The following is a 23,549-nucleotide window of genomic DNA, read 5'->3' as shown; positions in this document are numbered from 1 at the left end:
CTTTTAGCTATGTTGCTTGGTTACACGTTCAATATCGGAAGGTTTGATCGTTCCTTTGATCCTCACTAAGGCATTGCTCTCGCCCGTAGAGATTATCACCAATTCGCGAATCATCTCCTTCTCTATCCGTACCAATATTTTCACCCGGCTCCCCTCTTCGTTGGAGGTAAGCATCGTTTCGTATGCCTTGTCTTTTATATCTTTAGTTGCTTTCTGTAGCTTTTCCTTGAGCTCTTCCGCACAATTATCGAAGCTATAGGCCTCGATACTATCCACGCCCATCGTGTCGGTAAACAGGCCGGCAAGTGTCATAGTCAGTTTCCCAATCTTGACTCCCTCCGATTCTTTTATTTTGGAAAATTCTTTGAAAAGATCGTTCACACTACGTTGTGCGAATCCGGCTTGTGTAGCTGCCAATAAAAGCAACAAAAGGATATACTTTTTCATATTTACTTTGTTTTAACACGTTCATATTCCATCCACCCTCCCGTTTGCGCCCCTTGGAAAGGGTGTTCAACAGGTAGACGGAGTAAAGATAATTGTTGTGACAAAGAAAATGAAAAAAAGCTATTTTTATTCAATAGCCTCAAAAGGAAGCACGGCATCTTTGCGGTAACCGGTGCCATTGAAGGTAGCGATCAGGTCGCCGACCTCATTGGTGACACGCACCTCGCAATGTGCCAATCGCTTATGGTCGAACACCTCCCGGGCTTCGGCATAGAGAAAACCCCGGCTTTCGGAGCGAAAAAAGTTAATATTGGAAGAGATAGAAAAGGTAAGCCGCGCATGACTATTGGTGGCTGCTGCAAAGGCCAAATCGGCCAAAGTAAAGACAGCACCGCCCTGGCACACACCGCCCCCGTTCAGGTGCATCGGTTTGATCTCCATGCGTGCCCGGGCATATCCATTGCCCACTTCCAACAGTTCAACGCCGGCCAAAAGGGCGAACTGATCGCCCTGAAGAAATTCGTGTATAGACATGTTATGAATGTTGAATTATGAATTATGAATTATGAATGGTTTGTCGCTTCATTCATAATTCATAATTCATAATTCATAATTATTTAAGTTTCCACTCCGCTCCTTCCTTCGTGTCCTTGATCTCAAAGCCCATGGCTGTGAGTTCGTTGCGGATCCGGTCGGAAGTGGCCCAATCTTTATTTTCTTTTGCTTGTTGGCGGATAGACAATAAGAGGTCGATCGCCTGACTGAAGGTGTCATAGTTATCACCTCCTGCCGAGGCTTCGTCCTGTATGCCCAGGATATCAAACAGGAACAGTTGGAACACCTCTTTCAGTTCCTGCAGGTCTGTTTTGCTCAGGGTCGCTTTACCATCTTTCACCGTATTGATCATGCGAGCCGCATCGAAAAGATGCGAAATAGCAATCGGCGAATTCAGGTCATCATTGAGCGCATCAAAGCATTTCTGCCGCAAACCGCTTACCTCCGCCGTGGTTTCAGTGCCCGGTTGTATCTTTTCGAGCGCATGGTAAGCATCCAACAGTCGCGCCAATCCCTTCTCGGATGCCTGCAACGCTTCGTTACTGAAATCGACCGTGCTGCGGTAGTGTGCCTGCAGGATAAAGAAACGAATGGTCATCGGCGAATAGGCCTGTGCCAGCATATTGCTGTTGCCGGTGAAGAATTCTTCCAATGTAATGAAGTTGCCGAGCGACTTACCCATCTTCTGTCCGTTGATGGTAATCATATTGTTGTGCATCCAATACTTCACCATATCATCACCCTGGGAGGCCACCGATTGGGCAATCTCACATTCGTGATGCGGGAAGATCAGGTCCATGCCCCCACCGTGAATATCAAAATGTTTGCCCAGGTATTTCCGTCCCATAGCGGTACATTCGCAATGCCATCCCGGGAAGCCATCGCTCCAGGGCGACGGCCAACGCATGATATGTTCCGGCTGTGCCTTTTTCCAAAGGGCAAAATCGACCGGATTACGCTTCTCTTCCTGCCCGTCCAATGTGCGGGTGGTATTCAGCATATCTTCAATGTTGCGTCCCGAAAGGATGCCGTAATGATGTTTCTGATCGTATTTTTCGACATCGAAATAGACCGATCCCTGGCTCTCGTAAGCCAAGCCGTTATCGAGGATCTCTCTGACCAATTCGATCTGTTCGATGATATGTCCCGAAGCATGCGGTTCGATGCTGGGAGGCAATACACGCAGAGCATCCATCGCCTTGTGGTAACGGTTCAGGTAATACTGCACCACCTCCATCGGCTCCAACTCTTCCAGGCGCGCCTTCTTGGCTACCTTGTCTTCGCCCGCGTCGGCATCCTGCTCCAGGTGACCCACATCGGTGATATTACGCACATAACGCACCTTATAACCCAGATGCTGCAGATAGCGGAACAACAGATCGAAGGTAATAGCCGGACGCGCATGCCCCAAATGCGGATCGCCATAGACCGTTGGCCCACAGACATACATACCCACATGCGGCTCATGCAAAGGAATAAACTGCTCTTTCTTTCTCGTCAGCGTATTATAAATAAATAACGGATGTTCCATAACCACTTTGTATTGCTTTAAATAAGAAGGGCAAAGATAAACAATTTCACATCTGTAACCATCTTATTTCTATTGTAAAATAATTTCGAACAATTGGTTTTTTGGTCTTTAAATGGGAGAGGAAGGGAAGGTGTTTTAGGATGATTATCGTGAGTAGGAAGGGGGAAAATCACTATCCAAGGCTCCCCTTCTTAGAAAAGAAGGGGGGGACCATCGCTTGCGATGGTGGGGTAGTTTGATCCGGATTAAAAGCTTATATTTGTCGTAAACCAAAGTCTATATAACTATGCGTAATGAAGATGACAAATTAATGAATCGGAAGGATCAAAAAGGCAACCGTAAAAGATTGAGACGAACGGCGACACCATCGGAAAAAGGGTTATGGAAACTCTTAAAAGAACTTCGACCGTATGGCATTCTATTTCATCGCCAGCACAGCATTGGTAAGTATATAGTTGATTTTTATTGTCCGAAAATTCGTTTAGTGATAGAACTGGACGGGCAATCTCATGTAGGGAATGAAGAATATGATATTTACAGAGAGGAATATATAAAGCAGGTAGCGGGTGTTCGTTTTTTGCGTTATGAAAACAAATTTGTATTTGAACATCCGGATTGCATATTGGCAGATATCAAAGAGATATGGAATAGTTGTTTATAAAGAATTCAAACTACCCCACCGCTGCGAGCAGCGGTCCACCCCCTTCTTTTCTAAGAAGGGGAGCTTTTGGATACTTATTTCGGTATTCCTTGGATCTTCACACATTACATTATATGAAGATCCTATCTCCTTCAATTACTACCATATTTGAATCCGCCTATTATATCCCGATTCAGAGATTTATAACAATGTAAATTAATGTTAATTCATCTATTTTCGGTGAAACCTCCAATTTACGATTTGTAATTTTCGCGGGAGTTTGCGCGCAAAAAAGCGGGAGTTCGGAGACAAACTCCCGGGAGAAACATTTTTTAACGTATGGGATTGTAAGCAAAACAGCCGTTTTGCTTACAATCGCTATTTTAACATTTGGCGTTTGTCGTGCAATAACGCACGGTGATATCAAATTGGAAAATATTGGGATTTGCTCTCCTCCACCCTACTCTTTTTATATATCCCGCATCAGGCGAACAGATTCGGCAAATTTTTTATTCAGGTTGCTGTTGCCGATGATGCCGTCGGTGCCGAAGTAGACACGCCAGCCCTCTGTTGTGGTGCGTATGGCGGACGACCACCATTGTCCCCAGTAGTAGATTTCATTGAAGGCGCCGGTATTGAGACGGCGTCCGCCGGGCAATGCGGAGAAACCGGTGACATTATCCGTATCACCGAATGTGTACCATAATGCTCTCTTCTTTAATTTATACGAAGGATAAGGATGGAGATAATCACGCAACGCCCACCATTCGGGTTCTGTCGGCACATGCCATCCCTCCGGCGCGATGCCCCGCTCGTCCATCATCGCATCCCAGGTATAGAGCGCGCCAAAAATGTCCCGGTAGGTAGCTCTGTCGTTGTTATAATAATATACTTCAACCGCCGAGCCATCGCGGTAATGCTCCGTCTTCAGGTTTTCCCGGATCCAGTATTGGGCCGCGATCTTAACGATCGGATAGCTATTTCCATCCACATCGGTCAGTTGATAGGGACGTGCCACCAAGGTTGTTTTGTATAAATCGTTCACCCCCGCGACCTCTCCCGAGGCAAGGAATTCCACCTTGTTGGTAGCCGCCGATGTCCCTTTGACAAAGGTGGCTATTTCATTCTCATTCGTGTCGAAGGCGACCGATCCGCCATGCACCTGCCCGGTATTCAGGTCAAAATCGAAACTCGCGTTCATCTTTCTGTTCAGTTGCCGGGCGATAAAACCTTTTGTCAGATCCACCGCGCCTGTTTCATCGACGGGATAGACCATAATAGCCGGAAAGTCTACATTCGAAATCGTACGGGAAAACAAATATTCTTTGGCCGCCAACCCAATCAATTCATCCCCTTCATAGATGTGGTACACATTCGATTTTGTCCAGTCTAAAGAAGACAGATCTATCACTTTGGGCAAGCGCACCAATTCGCCGTTAAAGATGCCCCCGTCGCGCCATTCGTTGACCGATTCAACCGTTACATACAAGATATTACTTTTGATGCGCACATGGAAGGTATAGGTGAATCCGCTCTCAAACCGGATATCTTCTTCCGCCTTGTAAGCATACTGAATGCCTTTGTGATGGATCGTCAACAAACGCTCTCCCCGGGCAATCAACTGGGGCACCACGATAGCCTGGAAACCCTGTTTCGATAATCCATCTTCTGACAGGTAGCCTAATAGTTGCATATTGATATCGGAAACGGCCGTGTATTCATCCACCGACAGCGTACCCTCTTTCAGGTCGATGCGCGCGTCCATATCCAGGTCGGAAAGATGTACCGCTACCTCATCGTCTTCAAAACCGGTTTCTTCGGTCTCAACAACGACATTTATCTTACTCATCCGGTGCTGAAAGGTCAGTTGCACCGTTTCCACCGGATCAGACCCCGCGACCGTTGCCCATAAGAAATCACTGGCGGCATAGTTGTCCTCCATCTCCTGATTGCTCTTTACCGAAAACAGATGGGAACGGGCATCCGCCAGCGAAGCGTCATAGGGCCAATAGGCATATATATCCGCTTTCCGGAGTCCCGGCCAGGCAACGGAATTGCCCGTGATAACCTGCCACGCCCGGTTATTATATGTGTACCCTACATTGCGGGCATAGAGAGAGGCATCGATATCGCCCGGCAGACCGTTTTCCATATTATACGGAACCAGAAAGAAACCGATCTTATCGTTTGATTCGAAATGGAATCCCGTCATACGCCCGACCGGATGAGTAGAAATAACAGAATTTATTTTTACCTCTCCGCCGGACAATGAAGTATCCAGTCCCGTTTCAACCGAACAGGACTGGATAAAAGCCATCCATATCGATATATAAAAGGTAATTCTTATTTTCATTCTCTATACTTGCCTACTCCGACTACTTTAATAACCGCCTGAGGCGTTATGCGCCTTACGCTCTCATTTTCTTTCGCCGTTCCGATGACAATGTTAAACACATAATTATATTGCGGTTCGAACAACATATCCTCCGGTAAGACAAAATACATCGTTTCTCCTTCATACCTGACGGATAAAAAGGGTGTATCCTTCGTTAGCTGCTGAGGTACTATGATTGCTTCATACGAGAACTGTTTATCGCCGGATATACCCGACAACCACTTCGGGCGGATATCTTCCTGTATGTTTCGATGAAAAGTGGCCATACCAGTACTTAAATCAATATATGCCTGAGTATATGTATTCTTCAGTTTTAGCTCAGGCACCTCCTGCGGATCTTCATAATAGAGATTGATTTCGACGCGGCTCAACACATGCTGGAAGATCAGTCCGGCGGTATTGTATTTACCGGATATATTCTCCGCTTTCGCCCAGAGGAAATCCACCTCTCTCTCGTTCTGATCGCCCGATAAATCGAAAGGAAAAGTCTGCGGATCGGTTGCTTCATCTACCAGGCAATAGGGCCAATAAGCATACACATCCACCGGGACATCCTCTAAATAAAGGGCTTTGTCTGCATCCGCCAGCCATATCCGCCCATTATAGGTAAAAGGGATATGCAGGGGATAGGCGTCGTTTCCCAGTATGCCGGGTTCTCCTTCGCTGTTGTAATAGACCGGGAAAACCCCGATCTTATCTCCTATTTCGAAACCTTTGGGATAAATACCCGATATGCTGGCTACGATTCTGGGCTGTACCCGGGATGCTTCCATGATTGGAAATGGAGCATCCGCGGGTGAGCATCCCAGTATGAATAAACTTCCCAAAGCTGCAAGTATAAAAATCAGATTATATGTGATGCGCATGGGTATCAAACAATTTATTCTGCCTCGCCATCTCCGGTAATCGTATCCCCTTCGCCCCATGCTTCAATCACGGATTCCAACAGGATTCCCGTATGATTCATGGTGAGCTGGAGGTTATACTTTTTCCCGCTTTCGAATGTCAGAGAGGAGGTGGTTGTATAATAATAATCAATAGTGCCAATGGTGATTTTAAATAGTTTCACACCGGAATTTATTGTCTGGGGTACCACGATGGCGGTAATACCTGCCACTTCGGTTTCTTCCTCTTCCGTTCCGCGCACACCGTTTGCCGAAATATTGGCAGCCGTACCGGTCGCTTCACCCAACGCACCGGTTGCCAGGTCGATAGTCGTATTGGTTTTCATACCGGTAATCGTCACAGTGTTCAGGTTGTCGAGCTCCATACCGGCTCCTTTTTTGATCGTAAATTCCAATTGCGCCAGTTTATGCGCAAAGGTGAGCTGAATGGCATTGACACTTCGTCCGATGTTGGCTTTGCTGGTGTACAACAAGTCCGAACTCAGATAACCCGCGTTGGTTGTCTGGTTTGTCTGCACCGCGAAAGGCATGGCCTCCGTCAATGAGGCGGCATCGTTGTAAGGATGCACGGCATAGAGGTCGATACTACTATTGTCTAAAGGATAATAAAGAGGTGTATGCGTAAAGCCACCGCTACCATTGGCTGTGATCTCCACATTATTATACACATTGGCACCGGCATTCTTATTAATGAATAAACTCAGCTTTTCATTCAAAACAATCTGTACCTCCTGCATGGCTTTTGTGGGAACCATACCCATATCGATACCGCTACTCAAAGCAATTTTTGTTTGTTCCGAAAGAGGAGTATCTTCTTTACTGCAAGAGGCAAAGGAACCAATAAGACACACGAATCCTAAGATGAATAATTTATTGACTTTCATTTCTTTTTGTTTTTGTTTTTACTACTTACTCTATTACACCCTGCAAAATTAGATACAAAAAACCTCCGGATTTTTATTCCGAAGGTTACTTGTTTTTATCCATTAGCTACTTTTCGCTATTTTCTTCCTTATCCGTTGTTTTTTGGCGGATCTTACCAGGTGGTTTACCAAATTTGGCTAAGCAGAAATTACTGAATGCCGAGACGGAAGAAAAGCCATATTTATCGGCCAGTTCTTTGATACTCAGGGGTGAATTGTTCAGATCCTGAAAGATCAATGCCGCCTTCTGGTCGCTCAACCACTCGGAAGCCGATGTGCCGAACACCCTACCGAATTGTTTTTTAAAGCCGGAAGGGCTATACATGGAGAGGTTAGCCAACTCCTGCACACTCTTTACATTTCGGTAGTTCTGATACATCAGGTTCATAAACTGTGAATCCTTTCCCAGAATGGGGGCAAAGAAAGCTGCCAGCTCTTCTTTCGTATAATAGGCACGTAACAAAAAGAATAGTTCTTTCATTTTCGTACCGAAATAATAGGAGCATTTCAGGCCATCGTTGACACAATCGACAAAATGTTCTATATAACTATAGATACGTTCATTGATATCCAGCATATGGAAACCATTGCCTTTCTTCGATCCATACTCCCGGTGGAGTTGCTCCAAATTCAAACATTCACACAACTGCACCACCCCCCGCACGCGACAAATGATGATATGCGTATCTTCCAATACATTCGCTTCGACATGGCTGCCCGGAGGAAAGAATAGGATCTTTCCTTTCGTGATATCCATATCTATAAATTTACTGTACGATAAGGTGAAATGTCCATCTATAACAAATACGATCTCCGTGTCTACCAGATCCCGGATGATCTTTGTGCCAGCCTCTCTCTTCAGTATTTCAAGCCTGGCATTCTGTCCTTTCTCATAATTATAACAAGAAAAATGTTCTTTTGGATATAATAGTTCCATGCCACAATCCCCATTAGCGTTTATTTCCTTCTTTTTTAATCGATTAAATCAATACAAAGGTACAGAAAAAAAAATAACATATACAAATATGCAACTTATGCGGAAATAGGTTGTCTAATAGATAAAAATAAATAATATCCCCACATGAAAAAAAGATCTATATTCACCATTGTGTGTGCGTTTTCCATGTTACTCTTTAGCTGCAAGGAAAATACGAAAAAAACAAATGTTGGTTCTGAAGGTACTAAAACAATTAGTTTATCTTCTATTGAGGACTCATTGCAGGATACTATCTATTTCAAGCCTCCGCAAATAGTTGTACTGGAAACAAATGAGGAATCTCTTTTGGCGGAAATAACAAGAGTATACATGGATGATGATGTGTTGTTTGTTTATGATAAACCATCAGAAAAGATATTTATGTTTGATATATCCGGAAAATATCTTAACAGAATAGACTGTAAAGGAGAAGGTCCCAGAGAATATGTGCAAATTACGGACTTTACTGTTGATACGATAAAAAAAGAGATTATACTGTTATGTGCTATTCCTAAAAAAAGAATGTATTTTACGTATAATGGTGTGTTTGTAAAAGAAGAAAAACATAGTGATTACTATTCACAAATAGCTACAGATGGTGATTATATCTATTTTGAGAAAAATGTACTGACGGAAGATTACCAAATTAATATTCTAAACGAAAAAACAGGAAAAACACAAAAAGAACTTAAATCCATAGATATAAAAAATTATTTCTATGCACATGGAAATTCACTCAACCGGGGAATAAATATTTTATATGTAAGACGTTATGACAATACTATTTACGAATTATCAAATGGAAAAATTACAGAAACATACCATGTGGATTTTCAGAAGCATTCGTTTCCTGATTGGCTTATAAAAGAAGAAGAAACGACAGTTATAAGCAATGAGTGTCGTAGCCACGAATATGTATTTTCTATGACTAATGTAAGCGATCACGAAAACTATCTGATGTTTTACAGCAATATAGGTGTTTTCTTATATGATAAAAGAAAGGATATATTGACAGGTTATAGAGAAATGCGACATTCCCTATGGGATGTTATCGGGGATTATCCATTGCCATTTTACTCCCCACTTGAAAACACAAATAAAATTGTTTATTCATTTAATGATCCTTCATTTATTAAACAGATAGCAGACAACATATCTATACGTCCTGAAAATGTAAATAAATTGAGCAATATAAATCCAAAATTCATAGAGGAAATACTTTCTATTGGAGGTCGAATGACAGAAGATAACAATCCGATTTTGTTTATTTATGAATTTAAAAGCTCCGATTAACTCATTTAATAATAAACTAAATATTTATTTCATATTTTATCACTTAGATAATTACAAGCCTAACTGCTCGGATATTTCTAACATCCGACGGATAGGCTTGATTGCTTTTTCCTGTACCTTCTGATCGACATAGATCTCAGGAATCTCGTATTTAAGACAGTTATATAGCTTTTCCATCGTATTCAGGCGCATAAACTCACATTCGTTGCAGGCACAGGTGCTGTCATTAGGAGGCGCCGGAATAAACTCCTTATCGGGGTTCTTCTTCCGCATATCATGAATAACGCCACTTTCCGTCGCTACAATGAATTGTTTCTTATCCGACTGAGACGTGTACTTAATTAAGGCTGCCGTCGATCCTACGAAGTCGGAGACCTCAATTATCGGTTGTTTACACTCGGGATGGGTAATAATTTCCGCGTCGGGGTATTGTTTCTTCAGTTCCAGTATCTTTTCTAAGGAGAATTTCTCATGCACATGGCAGGCACCATCCCAAAGAAGCATCTCCCGTCCAGTGATGCTATTGATATAATTACCTAAATTCCTGTCGGGACCAAATATGATCTTTGTCTCTTTCGGAAAGCTCTCTACAATCTGTTTGGCATTGGTAGAGGTTACCACTACATCGGTTACTGCCTTGACGGCAGCTGTCGTATTCACATAAGAGATCACCGTATAGCCCGGATGATTCTTAACAAACTCCGCAAATTTAGGCGCCGGACAGCTGTCGGCCAACGAACAGCCGGCATTCAGGTCGGGCACCAATACCTTTTTATCAGGACTCAGGATCTTGGCTGTCTCGCCCATAAAATGAACTCCACATAACACAATGATATCCGCATCCGTTTTCGATGCCCACTGTGCCAGTGCCAGGCTGTCGCCTACATAATCCGCTATATCCTGAATATCTCCTGTCTGGTAGTAATGAGCCAGGATGATGGCGTTTTTTTCTTTCCGCAACTGATCGATTGCTTCTCTTAAATTGATATCTTTCGGTACGGGTCTATTTATATAACCCATTGACTGATTGTTCATATACTATTCTCTTTTAATCGGGTTCCACAATCTGTTGTCTTTGCAAACCTTTGCAAAGATAAGCCCTACTCGCCAATTTATCCCTATCCGGCCGAGACAAATTAGGAACAGGGTTTCCACACTTTTATCCACCTTGTATTATCATATTTATATTTCTTTTTTAAATTCAAAAAAATATGGTTTTAATGATAGCCTGTTGAAATGGTTTATACTTTTTATAGCCTTTCCTTGCAGGATAACTTATTAAGTAGCGAATAAAAACTACTATATAGGTTATAAACAGGCTATATGTTTCTATCTTCTTGATTTTCTTATCTATTCATGTTTCTATCAACAGTCTGTTGATAAACGAAGGTGTAGATATTTTTTTTTCGCAGCTCGACCAAAATATGTTTATGACCTCTGTTTAAAGCCTGCCGTAAAATAGTGTATTAATAAGTTGCATGGGCAGAATACCAACAGGTATAGCCAAATTATCGGGTAATACAAGAGAAAGTTTTTCTTTTTTGTCTACTACTTATCCATATATTATCAACAGGCTATTCACCGGATTTGTTTAATTTTGTTTGTTTAAAAGTGATTCATCATGCGCAAACGAAAGATTACGGAACTGAACAGACTGACTCCCAATGAGTTTAAGGAGAGTCGTAAGATACCTCTCATAGTTGTTTTAGATCAGGTAAGAAGCCTTCATAATGTGGGTTCTGTGTTTCGTACGTCGGATGCGTTTCGTGTAGAGGCTATTTATCTGTGTGGAATAACTGCTACTCCCCCCCACCCCGAGATACATAAAACAGCTTTGGGCGCCGAAGATACGGTTGATTGGATCTATTTTAAGGATACGTTGGAGGCTGTTGACAGGTTGAAAACAGCCGGATATATTGTTTGTTCTATTGAACAGGCGGAAGGAAGCGTGATGTTAGACAGGCTTACATTGGATAAAGACAAAAAGTATGCGGTTATCTTAGGCAATGAAGTGAAAGGAGTGCAACAAGAGGTGGTTGATAACTGTGATCAATGTATTGAAATACCGCAGTATGGAACCAAACATTCTCTCAATGTGTCGGTTACGGCAGGCATAGTGATATGGGATTTCTTTAAACAGTTGTCAGATTAATCCGTTTTCAACCAATACCACTACCCTTTCGGTCATAGCATCTTTCCCTTGCGGATCGTAGTCAGTTTTTAGGCTGGCGCCGAACATACCGGCAAAGAAGTTCCAAAACCCTGCCCGGAAACTACCCAGGAAAGCTTTTACCATATTGTAGCTCGACTGGTTACATTCCCTGTCGATCAGACGAATCAATAGTTTTCCCTGCGTAAGAGTCATCTTTTTCAGTTCCGGTTTATATTGTTTGAAAAGCTCTTTTTCCATCTTTTCGAGGTGTTCCTGTTTGGATTTCTCGTCCGGCAGGGTTTCCATGTATTCATATGTTTCGATTAGTATGTCATAGACCAGTTTGGCAAAGGGCAATGTCTTCTTTACATCCCTTACCAGTTTGGTATAAGCCTGCTTTTCTTTTTCGTTTTTGAATTTGATTTCGGGATATACAACGACTGTCCGAAGAGACACAACAGCTATGGTATCATTACCTTCGAGCGTAGCGCGTTGGTAACCTTCGGGTAAAATATTCGTAATCACATTCTGTGCTTTCCCTGAAAAACAACAGATTACGAATAATAAAAGTAATAATCCTCTTCCTGACTTCATCATATACAAAGTTATATGATTTTCTGTTTCATGTGGTAATATTTACACAATTTTGCTTATTAATCTCTGATATTAAACAATTTATACCATAAAATGTTGGTTTTATTATGTTATTTTTAGTATGTTTGTCTACAACCTGAAAACCTGCGATTATGAAAAAGTCCCTCCTCTTTTTCCTGATGCTCTGTTGTATTAGCCTGTATGCTTCGGATTATTTGCGCATGCCGGATATGCGGAGCATGGCGATTGGTGGGAATATGGCGACACAATCTTCTTTGTTCAATCCCTCTTTATTGGCATTACAAACAAATAAAACAATTCATTTTCAATATTTTAATCGTTATCAATTGAAAGAATTAGGTACGATTACAGGGTATTTTCTATATCCTAATCCCGTCTTGCCGGTTGGTTTCTCTTTTTCTTCTTTTGGATATGAGGCATATCGGCAGACGTTGTTTCGCTTTTCCGCGGGCAGACAACTCAGTGAACGTTGGCATTTGGGCATTGCCTTTCAATATACGATGTTACAAACCGAGTTGTTTGAAGAGACACCGATTATGTTTTCTGCCGATATAGGTTGCTTGTATCAGCCGTTTGATAACTTGTTGATAGGTTTGTTTATAATGAATTGGCCTACTGTGCATATAAAAGATAAAACGACTGATACTAAGTTTTTTACAGATTATTTTATTCAAATTGGGCTGGAATGGAAAGTAATTAACCATCTGTTGATAATGGTTTCGGGCGGGATGCGGAAAGAAACATCATTTGAGTTGAATGCCGGGTTGGAGTACACAGTGTTCGATTCTTTCCATCTACGTTGTGGAATAACGGGCGAACCTTTCTATCCCACCTTTGGTATTGGCTATGATTTCTCCTCTTTCTCGTTGGATCTGGCGGCTGTCAGCCATCCTGTGTTGGGAGTAAGCACCGGCATAGGGCTTTCTTTTTATTTCTGATCACCTTGAAAACCAACCGACTATGAAATCCAACTATACACTTCTCCTGATCCTTCTTTTTGTCTGTTCCTCCGTTTATGCGCAGGAATCCTTTTTCCGTTCCGATAAATGGATGGAATATATTGAGCAATTGGGCGAAGATACCGAAGATACCCGGCAGGTAGAAACATTGTTTTCCGAGCTTTCTATTTTGGTAGACAATCCTTTTGATATCAACCGCGCAGGAGTGGAAGAGCTGCGAAAGATCCCTTTTTTCTCAGATGAGCAAATAGAAAACATTATTGTTTACAGGGAACGCTATGGCCCTCTCCTCTCTCTTTACGAACTGAAGAATATACCTGCTCTTGATTTCCATACCATTTCATTGATATTGCCTTTTGTCTATGTCTCCGGTCAGGCGGTTGAAAACCTGCCGATAACGGTTAAGAACTTGTTGAAAAGGGGACGAAATGAATTGCAAATCAGGTATGATAGAGGTTTTCAACAGAAGAGAGGCTATCGGGATCTGCCGGACTCTGTTTTGGAACAATATCCGAACCGGCGTTATGTGGGCGAACCTTTCTATCACTCGATCCGTTATGACTACTCATTCGACCGACGTATACAGGTGGGTCTTGTTGCTGAAAAGGATGCGGGCGAGGCATTTTGGAACGGATATCATAAAGGATATGATTATTATTCTTTTCATTATTTGCAGAAGAATATAGGTGTCTTGAAAACCCTTGCCTTAGGTGATTATAAGGTTTCTTTCGGGCAGGGATTGGTGATCAGCAACGATTTTATGCCCGGAAGGAGTGCAATGGTTTCCCAGGCAGCCAGGCGTACCTATGGTTTTCGGCGGCATTATTCGACCAATGAAACGGATTTCTTTCGGGGAATAGGCACTACATTTCGACATAAGGACATGGAACTAAGCCTCTTTTATTCCTATCGTAAGATGGATGCGGGGGTGGATTCATTGACTTTCACTACCCTGAAAACCGACGGACTGCACCGCACCGTAGGCGATTGGGAGAAGCGACGAACCGTTCTCCTGCAGACATTCGGTGGCAATATCCGTTATGCAACACCCAATCTCTGCATCGGTTTGACCGCCCTCTCCTACTCTTTCGGGCATTATGAAATACAACCCAATCCCCTACCCTACAATCTTTATTATTTTCGGGGAAACAGGAATTGGAACCTGAGTGTGGATTATTTGTGGAAGAACCGCTTTTTAGCTTTTTATGGCGAGACGGCTATTTCGAAAAACAAAGCTTTGGCTACCCTAAATGCTTTACAACTTAAGCCTGCCTCCTATATATCCTTTCTATTGTTGTACCGCTATTATGACCGACGTTACCAAGCCTTGTTTGGCAACGCGTTTGCTCAGTCGGGAACGGTGCAGAACGAACAGGGTATCTATATGGGAATCGAAGTGACTCCCCTACCCTTTTGGAAACTGGCTGCATACACCGACTTCTTTCGTTTCCCCTGGTTGAAATACGGGATCGATGCACCTTCCACCGGAAAAGAATATATGTTGCAACTAACCTATACCTCACCGAAGGGCGTTGACCTCTATATCCGCTATAAATATAAACAAAAAGAGAAGAACCATTCAGGTGATGAAAACCATACGGTTATTATTCCCTACAATCAACAACGCCTGCGCATGCAATGCACCTACCCTATCGGAGCGCTTTTCCGTGGAAAGAGTTCGCTGGATGGTGTCTGGTATGAAGAAAATGCGGGCAATAAAGGTTTTATGATAGCCCAGAGTATAGCCTATAAGCCTTTGGAGTTTCCGCTGCAAGGGGATATATACCTGGCCTGGTTTCATACGGATGATTATAATACCCGCATCAGTTCGTACGAACGTAACCTGTTGTATGCCTTCTATATGCCTACCTTCTACGGACGCGGTCTGCGCCTGGCCGTTACCTTTCGCTGGGATATTCTCGAGCCTCTTTCCCTCTCCGCCAAAATCGGTCATACCCATTATAACGACCGGAACCTCATAGGAACCGGCCTGGAAGAGATAGATGGAGCTAATAAAACGGATCTAAATGTACAGGTGAGGTGGAAGTTTTAGCGTTAAAAAGAGTATTAATCCTTTGATAAAAGTAACCTCTTCACGTGAACAATTTGAAAAAGAAGCAGTTGCCTATTATTATGGGGTCATCCTCCGGGATAAACGAAAAGAATTGAAAATAACACAACAGTCTTTAGCCGAAAAAGTAGGTTTGAAGCGCAGTTATATAGCCAAGATAGAAAAAGGCGAAACCGATTTACAAATATCCAGTTTTGTCCGTATTGCCCGAGCATTAGGCATGGAATTAGTGCTTGTTTGACATGAAATAATCCTTTTCTTAAATTATCATTTTGATAGCAAAACAGCCATTTTGCTTTACAAAATGATACGTTAAAAAATGTTTCTCCCGGGAGTTTGTGAAAATACTCCTGCCATTTCGGAAAAATACTCCTGCGATTTTGACAAAATGTCAAATCGGTGACCTTAATTTCACTGATTTTTGAATATTCCCTACGCAACAATCGTATTCTATTAAATATTTGTATATTGCAATACTTTTACTGATATGAATATACACTAAATAACGAATACGATGGATGCAAAGAAGATCTTTTTATGTTTTGCAATCATGCTGGGAGTTTTTTCTTCCTGTAATCAGGCTAAGCGGGGTATTTACCTGAATGAATCACCTGTGGTAGCCGAGAAAGTACTGGTAGGAGGGGAGGAAGTTATTGTATTGAACCCTGCCTTATTGAAGGATACGGTGATTTTCCCTATCAGCTATTTTATGGAAGATATCGAGATCCTGAAATTGGATAGTAAAGATGAGGCGTTGATATATCCCTCTCCGGTGGAGATATCCGACAATTATATCCTGGTGAAAAGTGGGATGAGCCAGCAGGGCGATTACAATGCCCGGGTACGGATTCCCTGTAAATTGTTTGACAAAAAGGGGAATTTTATTTCCGATATAGGTGCGATCGGGCAGGGGGCAGGCGAATATCAGATGATTTACGCTATGCAATTAGACGAGAAGAACCAGCGTGTTTATTTGATGCCGTGGCAGACAAATTCCATCTTAGTATATGATTTACAAGGGAATGTATTAGATCCAATTCCATTGCCTTACCGCTCGAATAAAGGGGTGTTTAAGGTAGAGGGCAATCGGGTGACAGTGGCTGTGTTGCCGTTCCCTGCTGTTCCGTTGGTAGCCTGGGTGCAGAATCTGCAAGGCGAAGTATTACATGAAATCCCCCGTGGCCATTTGGAAATGGCTTTTGACTTCAGCAATGAGATAGAATCGTCACAAAACACAACTGCTATGGACCTGAGTTTCTGGTTCTGGCCGAGTCGGCAGGATAGTTTATATCATATTGATGCAGAGAGAGGTAAATTGATTCCGCGCTTTACATGCACCTTTGAAAAAGACAAATTGGAACCGCATTCTTATGGGGAATGGGCGAAGCATTTTGTGGGCAACACCAGTACGATCGTACATGTCACAGGGCCTGATGGTCACAAGACGGAAGGGAAAACGCCGGCCTACTATATTGTGGATAAAGAGACCCTGCGCGGCTCCTATTTCCGTATAGAGAATGATATCTTAGGTGGCGAGGCGATCGACTGGCCTTTGGGCGTGTTCAACAAAGGCTATTATGCCCTCAATATGGATCCGGGTAATCTGGAAGAATGGATCGAAACCCTGTTGAAAGGCGACAAACTCTCCGAGAAAATGCGCGCGCGGCTTACGCAGATCCAAGAAACAATCGACCCGGAAGACAATAACTATATCCTCTATGCTAAGATAAAGAAATAGAGATTCTTAGACCGCATATGATGAAAAGATATTGCCTACATATTCTATTTATAGCTTTCTTTTTGTTGCAAACCGCCTGTGATGTGAGTTGGAAACCTACAAAAAGAAAGCTTATTTCGTTGGAAGAGGTGCCGACGGTTTCACTTTCTATGGATACAATCACCCGGTTCCAAGGGGAAGAATATGAGTATACAGCTCCGGATTTCCAACTGGTAGGTGATACGCTTATCGCTCTTCTCTACAGCCAGAACGCCTCTCTGTTGCGTTTCTATTCGCTTTCGGGCGAACCGGTTACCCGGACAGATATCCGCAAAAAGACTGATACATACAGTATTCCGGGTTATTCTTTCCTGGATACCTCCTTTTCTTTTCTGCATCCTGTCACCAATATCTTTTACGAATATGAGGTGAAAGAGGGAAATCTGCGTCTGCCGAACTATGTGCGTATGCGTATGGGAGAGAATTCACCCAAGGGAGCGGTGCGGCTTGACGATGAAAATTTCGCCTTTATCGGCTACTTTCAGAACGGGCTGTGGGGATTATGGCATGAACCGACCCGCATATTGAAGTTTTCAGGCAATTATCCTGTGGCACAAGAGTATACATCTTTGTATTTTTTACCTTACTACAATGGGCGAATCGATATTTCGGGCAATCAGATAGCGTATGCATCCTATCAGTTTGGGTATATCTCTTCCTACCGGTATGTCAACAAAAAACTCACCAAATTGTGGGAAACGCAGGTGAGCGACTTTCTATATAAGGAGAAAAATGGGGAACTTGTGTTCGATTCCCATCATAAAACCGGGTTTATTGAAGTCTATTTTGCCGGCAACTATGTCTATACTTTATACAATGGATACGATGATTTTTCGGACGAAAAGTCAACTAATTCCATTATTGTTTTCAGTCGTGACAAAGGCGAACCGATTGCTCGCTACATCCTTCCGGTGGCGATTAGCTACATGAAGTTCGACAGTAAAGGAGCCAATGCCTACGCTACCTATACGGCAGAGCTACAGGAGGTCTATATGGTCAGGTTCCGCTTGCCGGCTTTGCCTTGATAGAATAGGAGAGGAGCTGGTTCAGGGCAATTTGAAGCGCACCAGATAACACTCGTTCATTAGCGGGGAATAGGTGGCATAGATATACTCTTCCTGGCTGTCGACGGCGATGAATGTCATCTGATCGGGCAGACTGAAACGGCTGACAGGCTCTCCGTTGCGGTCGAACACAACAATAGAATTGGGCACTTCCAGCCCCATCGATCGGGTTTGCCCCCAGTAGAGGGTGTAGATGTGCCGGTCGGTCATATAGATATCACTGAATCCGGAACGATGCTCGTCGCGATCGAAGTCGATACCTCCCTCATTTGTTTGATATACATAGTCGGTCAGTTGCTTATCCCATTGCTTCCTGAGCCGCCCAAAAGAGTAGTTAAAGGCGGCTATATAACCTACTGAACGGTTGGCATAAACGATTTGATCCCCTTGTTTATCCATGCGTCCGGAAGAGTTACTATGAAGCAGGCGGCGCAATTCCTTGTCTTGTGTGGGAAATTCACCGGTATATCTCATCTCTTTCTCTTTGCGTTTGCAGAGGCCAAACAGCCCCTCCGGATAGCTTCCAAGGCAGGCGTAGAGGTCGTCGTTGAGCGTCACTATCTGTTCGGGTGACTTATCTCGGGCAAAGGTGAAACGAACAAAATCGGTTAAGGTAAGTGTTCCGTTTTGCACCTGGTAGGTTGCCAGCACCCGTTGGTTAAACAATTGGAAAGTCGTGTCGATTTGGCTGTTGGGAACCGGAATCTGATCGCCTTTTTTCTTTAGTTTATATCGGCTCATTGCCGAGTCTCCCAGTTGATAAACACCCATAAAAGAGGAACTTTCAAGGTGGGTGAGGAGGATGATATCGTCGGTCAACATAGAGGGGCGGGGAGGAAATTGCCCGGGCACGCGCACCAGTCGCTCCATGGTCAATGCCTGCAAGGGAATAGCCTCCAGCGAGATGCGCTCCGGCTCTTTGGGTTTGCATCCGATCAGGAGGAGAAACAGGCATACGAACGGGATAATTGTATGTCGATTTCGCATATCAATGAGCCTCCAACCAGTTATTACCAACACCGCAATCGGCAATCAACGGAACACGCAGACTGATAGCGTTTTCCATTTCTTCGAGCACAATCTTTTTGACCCTGTCGAACTCTTCTTTGACGACGTTGAAGTTGAGTTCGTCATGTACCTGCAGGATCATCTTACTCTGTAGTTTTTCCTCTTCGAAACGCTTGAAAATCCGGATCATAGCTACCTTGATAATGTCGGCGGCGCTGCCCTGGATAGGGGCGTTGATGGCATTTCGTTCGGCATACCCGCGCACAATGGCGTTGCCCGAGTTGATATCCGGCAGGAAACGTTTACGTTTGAACAGGGTCTCCACATAGCCCTTTTCTTTGGCCACCTGGATGCTTTCGTCCATATAGGCCTGTACCCTTGGATAAGTACGGAAATAGCCTTCAATCAGCTCTTTGGCTTCGCTGCGGGGAATATTGAGGCGATCGGCCAGGCCGAACACCGAAATGCCGTAGATGATGCCGAAATTGGCCGTTTTTGCCTTGCGACGCATATCGCTGGTTACTTCATTGGCCGGCACATTGTAGATCTTGGCTGCCGTAGCCGCATGAATATCTTCACCCGACCGGAAAGCGTCAATCATATTAACATCCTCGCTCAGATGCGCCATGATGCGTAGTTCGATCTGCGAATAGTCGGCCGAAAAGAAGAGGGAATCGGCATTGTCGGCGGTGAAAGCGCGTCGAATCTCCCGTCCTAATGCTTCCCGAACAGGAATATTCTGCAAATTTGGATTGGTCGAACTCAGACGTCCCGTAGCCGTAACAGCTTGATTATATGAGGTATGTATCTTACCTGTCACCGGATGAATCAGCTCCGGTAGAGCATCGATATAGGTGCTCAGGAGCTTTTTCAATCCGCGGTATTCCAATAGTTTGCCGATGATCGGATGTTTGTTGCGCAGTTTCTCCAACACATCTTCGCTGGTGCTGTAGTTTCCCGTCTTGGTTTTCTTGGCTTTCTCGTCGATTTTCAGTCTCTCGAACAAGACTTCACCCACCTGTTTCGTCGAGTTTATATTGAAGGACATATCTGCCATTTCGTGGATCTCCTGCTCTAATTTTTCTAACGAAGCGGTCAGTTCGATCGACGATTGGCGCAATGCGTTCGTGTCTAAGGTCACGCCGGTAGCCTCCATATCGGCCAATACTGCGACGAGCGGCATCTCCATCTCGTAGAAAAGCGCTTCGAGTCCCTCTTTTTTCAACAGCGGTTCGAAATAATTCTTCAGTTGCAGAGTGATATCAGCATCTTCGGCGGCATACTCCGCGATTTGCTCCGTCGGCACGTCGCGCATACTTTTTTGATTTTTCCCTTTCGGGCCGATGAGTTCCTCGATGGGTATGGTTTTATATCCGAGATAAGTCTCGGCCAGGTAATCCATATTATGACGCAATTCCGGGTTGAGCAGATAATGGGCGATCATGGTATCGAATAATGGGCCGGAAACTTTCACGTCGTATTTCCGGAGTACCAACATATCGAATTTTATATTTTGTCCGATCTTCCCAATTTTAACATTTTCGAGGGCAGGGGAGAAGCGCTTTACGATTTGGGTCGCCTCTTCCCGATTTTTGGGAACAGGAACATACCAAGCCTCTTTTTCTTTGACAGCAAACGACAGACCGACCAATTCGGCCCTAAGCGGATCGATTCCGTCTGTTTCCGTGTCAAAAGCAAATTTTTCCTGACTCTCCAAAAGAGCGATTAATTTGCCAATTTCCGCTTCACTATCAGCAATATAGTAGTTGTGCGGTATCGATTTTGAGCCCACGAGGTTTTCATTTTTTGGCGCTTCCGTCCCTTCGGCCGCAAATAAGCCAAACAAATCGCCCTGAATCGGGCCCTCTTTTTTCGGTTTTGGCGCCTCTTCGGTCAATTTGTTAATAAATGCTCTAAATTCTAAATCAGTGTAAATTGTTGTCAATTTATCTTTATCGGGATTTTCGCGCTTGCATTGGTTGCCATCGAACCGAATCGGGACATCCGTTTTGATGGTGGCTAAAAATTTCGAGAAACGAATTTGCTCGACGTTCTCTTGTACTTTTTTCTGAAGCGCCCCTTTTAGTTTGTCGGTATTGTCTAATAGATTTTCGATCGTGCCGAATTCGCTCAACAATTTTTGCGCCGTTTTCTCGCCGACACCCGGGCATCCCGGAATATTATCGGAGCTGTCGCCCATCAGCGCCAAGAGATCGATCACCTGCTCGGTGGAGGTGAGGCCATATTTGGCTAATACTTCATCGACACCCATCACCTCGTAATCGCCGCCGAATTTCGGGCGATACATATAGATATCCTTGCCAACCAGCTGCCCATAGTCCTTATCCGGGGTCATCATATAGACCTCAAAACCTTCGCCGGCCGCCTGTTTGGAAATGGTTCCGATCACATCATCGGCCTCATAGCCAAGGACTTCCAGGATCGGAATATTATAAGCTTTGATGATATCTTTGATGATCGGAACCGACGCGCGTATATCTTCCGGCGTCTCCTCGCGCTGTGCCTTGTAGTCCTCGTAGGCTTCGTGGCGGAAGGTCGGTCCCGGAGGATCGAAAGCAACGGCAATATGCGATGGATTCTCCCGTTTCAACACATCTTCGAGGCTGTTGACAAAGCCGAAAATGGCGGAGGTATTCATGCCTTTAGAGTTGATACGGGGATTCTTTATGAATGCATAGTAGGAACGGTAGATGAGCGCATAAGCATCGATCAGGAATAGTTTCATCGTATAATACGTTTTTTGTGATAGAAATCAGGGTAAATGTACGAAAAAACTGGCTCACTCGATAGTTTTTGTTACTTTTGCGGAATCTTTTAATGGGCATTATTTGTTCCCTTTATATGAGCGATCTGAAAAACATAAAAGAACCGGTTGTAAACGAGCTATTGCAATTTAAAACTGAATTTGAATCTTCATTAAGAAGTTCAGAGCCCTTCCTGCAACGAGCTATCGATGTTATTCTTGATAAAAACGGGAAACAACTCCGTCCTTTGCTTGTTTTGCTCACGGCAAAAGCCTGCGGAAAGATGAACCAAATGGTGATTAATTCAGCTGTTTTCTTAGAATTAATACACACGGCCACACTGATTCATGACGATGTGGTCGATGAAACAAAATTGCGCCGCGGCGCTCCTTCCTTGAATGCTATTTTCGATAATCGGGTGTCGGTTCTGGTGGGTGATTATATCCTGGCAACCGCTATGAGCCGTTCTTTATTAACGGGCGACCTGCGCATTGTGAATATTGTTTCATCCTTAGGCAGGGAACTGGCCGAGGGAGAACTGAAACAATTGAAGGTTGTGGATGAGATCGTGCTCAACAAAGAGGCCTACATTGAGATTATCCGCAAGAAAACGGCTTCATTACTGTCGGCATGTATGGAGATTGGGGCTATTTCGTCGGGTGCATCCGATGAATTAGTGGCCTTGGGACGGGAAGCCGGACAGATCCTGGGCTATTGTTTCCAGATCAAAGACGACATTTTCGACTATTTTGTAGCGGAAAACATAGGCAAACCAACCGGTAACGATATCCGCGAAGGAAAGGTGACGCTGCCACTGCTTTATGCCTTGGAAACGGGTAGGAGAGAAGAGGTTGAAAAAGCCCGGCACATACTTGCTCAAAAAGATTTCAGCCCGGAAAACATTCAATTCCTGCTTGATTGGGCCAAAGAGAGTGGGGGTATTGATTATGCTACGCAGTGCATGCAGGAATACCATGCGAAGGCGATCGAACTGATCCTGCAACTGCCCGATAACGACGGGCGCGAATCCCTGCTTCAGCTGGCCGACTACATTATTTCTCGTAAAAAATAACTATTCAAACGATCTTTTTCTGCCTCTTCCCCGCCACGGGAAGCAGCTCTTTTTTGCCTATAAACGACCCATTTTTTGCCCTTTTTTGAAAAACCCCCAACTTACGATTTGTAATTTTCGCCCGACTTTGCGCGCAAAAAGGCAGGACTTTTTTGACAAACTCCCGGGAGAAACATTTTTTAACGTATGAGATTGTAAGCAAAAAGCCCTTTTTGCTTACAATCGAGATTTTGGAGATGGACAAAAAATTGGGGGGAATGAGAAGGTGTTTTTGGCACAGATGGCACAGATTTAAATATTCAAATCGGAAAGAAATTGAAGGTTTGCAGAAAGCCCGGAAGGGCTTCAACTCCTAATAACCCCCAGTGAAGAGAGCGAAGCGAACGACTGGGGGGTGATAG

At 43.8% G+C, this 23,549-nt stretch carries 19 protein-coding genes and 1 pseudogene; 9 read left to right on the top strand and 11 right to left on the bottom strand.

Annotated features, from left to right (window positions below; genetic code table 11):
• Positions 1-3: 3 nt before the first annotated feature.
• The 3 genes from M2137_RS14070 to cysS form a co-directional block, all read right to left on the bottom strand.
• Positions 4-447 carry a DUF4252 domain-containing protein gene (locus M2137_RS14070; RefSeq protein WP_280767083.1) on the bottom strand — a complete coding sequence of 148 codons (444 nt, stop codon included), beginning with the start codon at positions 445-447 and terminating at the stop codon, positions 4-6.
• A 126-nt stretch (positions 448-573) separates the two neighbouring features.
• Positions 574-981, bottom strand: coding sequence for a PaaI family thioesterase (locus M2137_RS14065; protein ID WP_280767082.1), 408 nt, complete (start codon positions 979-981; stop codon positions 574-576).
• 79 nt (positions 982-1,060) lie between these two features.
• The gene (gene cysS, locus M2137_RS14060) at positions 1,061-2,533 is read right to left on the bottom strand and encodes a cysteine--tRNA ligase (protein ID WP_280767081.1); all 1,473 of its coding nucleotides are present in this window, start codon (positions 2,531-2,533) and stop codon (positions 1,061-1,063) included.
• A gap of 286 nt (positions 2,534-2,819) precedes the next feature.
• Between cysS and M2137_RS14055 the strand changes: the two genes are divergently transcribed.
• Positions 2,820-3,194: a DUF559 domain-containing protein gene (locus tag M2137_RS14055; protein ID WP_280767080.1), complete on the top strand. Its 375-nt coding sequence runs from the start codon at positions 2,820-2,822 to the stop codon at positions 3,192-3,194.
• Between the two features lie 448 nt (positions 3,195-3,642).
• Here the strand turns inward: M2137_RS14055 and M2137_RS14050 are convergent, their stop codons facing one another.
• From M2137_RS14050 to M2137_RS14035, 4 genes are all read right to left on the bottom strand, one after another.
• On the bottom strand, positions 3,643-5,526 hold the full coding sequence (locus M2137_RS14050) for a fimbrillin family protein (RefSeq protein ID WP_280767079.1): 1,884 nt from the start codon (positions 5,524-5,526) through the stop codon (positions 3,643-3,645).
• Positions 5,523-6,395, bottom strand: coding sequence for a fimbrillin family protein (locus M2137_RS14045; RefSeq protein WP_280767078.1), 873 nt, complete (start codon positions 6,393-6,395; stop codon positions 5,523-5,525). Before M2137_RS14045 ends, M2137_RS14050 begins: the two co-directional genes overlap by 4 nt.
• A gap of 53 nt (positions 6,396-6,448) precedes the next feature.
• On the bottom strand, positions 6,449-7,357 hold the full coding sequence (locus M2137_RS14040; protein WP_280767077.1) for a fimbrillin family protein: 909 nt from the start codon (positions 7,355-7,357) through the stop codon (positions 6,449-6,451).
• Positions 7,358-7,463: 106 nt separating this feature from the next.
• Complete coding sequence (locus tag M2137_RS14035) at positions 7,464-8,333, bottom strand: AraC family transcriptional regulator (RefSeq protein ID WP_280767076.1); 870 nt, start codon at positions 8,331-8,333, stop codon at positions 7,464-7,466.
• Positions 8,334-8,477: 144 nt separating this feature from the next.
• On the opposite strand from M2137_RS14035, the gene M2137_RS14030 reads away from it, so the two are divergent.
• A complete protein-coding gene (locus M2137_RS14030) occupies positions 8,478-9,665 on the top strand; it encodes a 6-bladed beta-propeller (protein ID WP_280767075.1) in 1,188 nt (395 codons plus the stop codon).
• A gap of 51 nt (positions 9,666-9,716) precedes the next feature.
• Here M2137_RS14030 and nadA read toward each other — a convergent pair whose 3' ends face one another.
• Complete coding sequence (nadA, locus tag M2137_RS14025; RefSeq protein ID WP_280767074.1) at positions 9,717-10,700, bottom strand: quinolinate synthase NadA; 984 nt, start codon at positions 10,698-10,700, stop codon at positions 9,717-9,719.
• A gap of 586 nt (positions 10,701-11,286) precedes the next feature.
• On the opposite strand from nadA, the gene M2137_RS14020 reads away from it, so the two are divergent.
• Positions 11,287-11,817: an RNA methyltransferase gene (locus M2137_RS14020; protein ID WP_280767073.1), complete on the top strand. Its 531-nt coding sequence runs from the start codon at positions 11,287-11,289 to the stop codon at positions 11,815-11,817.
• Here M2137_RS14020 and M2137_RS14015 read toward each other — a convergent pair.
• Complete coding sequence (locus tag M2137_RS14015) at positions 11,809-12,414, bottom strand: DUF4294 domain-containing protein (protein WP_280767072.1); 606 nt, start codon at positions 12,412-12,414, stop codon at positions 11,809-11,811. The genes M2137_RS14020 and M2137_RS14015 overlap by 9 nt on opposite strands.
• A 149-nt stretch (positions 12,415-12,563) precedes the next feature.
• Here M2137_RS14015 and M2137_RS14010 point away from each other — a divergent pair, with 149 nt between their 5' ends.
• The 5 genes and pseudogenes from M2137_RS14010 to M2137_RS13990 all read left to right on the top strand — a co-directional run bounded on the left by M2137_RS14010 (position 12,564) and on the right by M2137_RS13990 (position 18,264).
• Entirely contained in the window at positions 12,564-13,370 is an 807-nt protein-coding gene (locus M2137_RS14010) for a hypothetical protein (RefSeq protein ID WP_280767071.1), read from the top strand.
• Between the two features lie 22 nt (positions 13,371-13,392).
• A complete protein-coding gene (locus tag M2137_RS14005; RefSeq protein ID WP_280767070.1) occupies positions 13,393-15,444 on the top strand; it encodes a helix-hairpin-helix domain-containing protein in 2,052 nt (683 codons plus the stop codon).
• 58 nt (positions 15,445-15,502) lie between these two features.
• Positions 15,503-15,703, top strand: a pseudogene (locus tag M2137_RS14000) (helix-turn-helix transcriptional regulator); the annotation flags it as partial.
• Positions 15,704-15,976: 273 nt separating this feature from the next.
• Positions 15,977-17,200 carry a 6-bladed beta-propeller gene (locus M2137_RS13995; RefSeq protein ID WP_280767069.1) on the top strand — a complete coding sequence of 408 codons (1,224 nt, stop codon included), beginning with the start codon at positions 15,977-15,979 and terminating at the stop codon, positions 17,198-17,200.
• Between the two features lie 83 nt (positions 17,201-17,283).
• Positions 17,284-18,264: a hypothetical protein gene (locus M2137_RS13990; RefSeq protein WP_280767068.1), complete on the top strand. Its 981-nt coding sequence runs from the start codon at positions 17,284-17,286 to the stop codon at positions 18,262-18,264.
• 21 nt (positions 18,265-18,285) lie between these two features.
• Here M2137_RS13990 and M2137_RS13985 read toward each other — a convergent pair whose 3' ends face one another.
• Both M2137_RS13985 and polA read right to left on the bottom strand, forming a co-directional pair.
• Entirely contained in the window at positions 18,286-19,290 is a 1,005-nt protein-coding gene (locus tag M2137_RS13985) for a BF3164 family lipoprotein (protein WP_280767067.1), read from the bottom strand.
• A 1-nt stretch (position 19,291) separates the two neighbouring features.
• On the bottom strand, positions 19,292-22,057 hold the full coding sequence (gene polA / locus M2137_RS13980; protein WP_280767066.1) for a DNA polymerase I: 2,766 nt from the start codon (positions 22,055-22,057) through the stop codon (positions 19,292-19,294).
• Positions 22,058-22,173: 116 nt separating this feature from the next.
• Here polA and M2137_RS13975 point away from each other — a divergent pair, with 116 nt between their 5' ends.
• Positions 22,174-23,148: a polyprenyl synthetase family protein gene (locus tag M2137_RS13975; protein ID WP_280767065.1), complete on the top strand. Its 975-nt coding sequence runs from the start codon at positions 22,174-22,176 to the stop codon at positions 23,146-23,148.
• The last annotated feature ends 401 nt before the right edge of the window (positions 23,149-23,549 follow it).

Origin of the sequence: Parabacteroides sp. PFB2-10, assembly GCF_029893085.1 — a bacterium.
Classification (GTDB): Bacteria; Bacteroidota; Bacteroidia; order Bacteroidales; family Tannerellaceae; genus QVMG01.
This window is presented reverse-complemented; position numbering and strand designations above follow the sequence as displayed.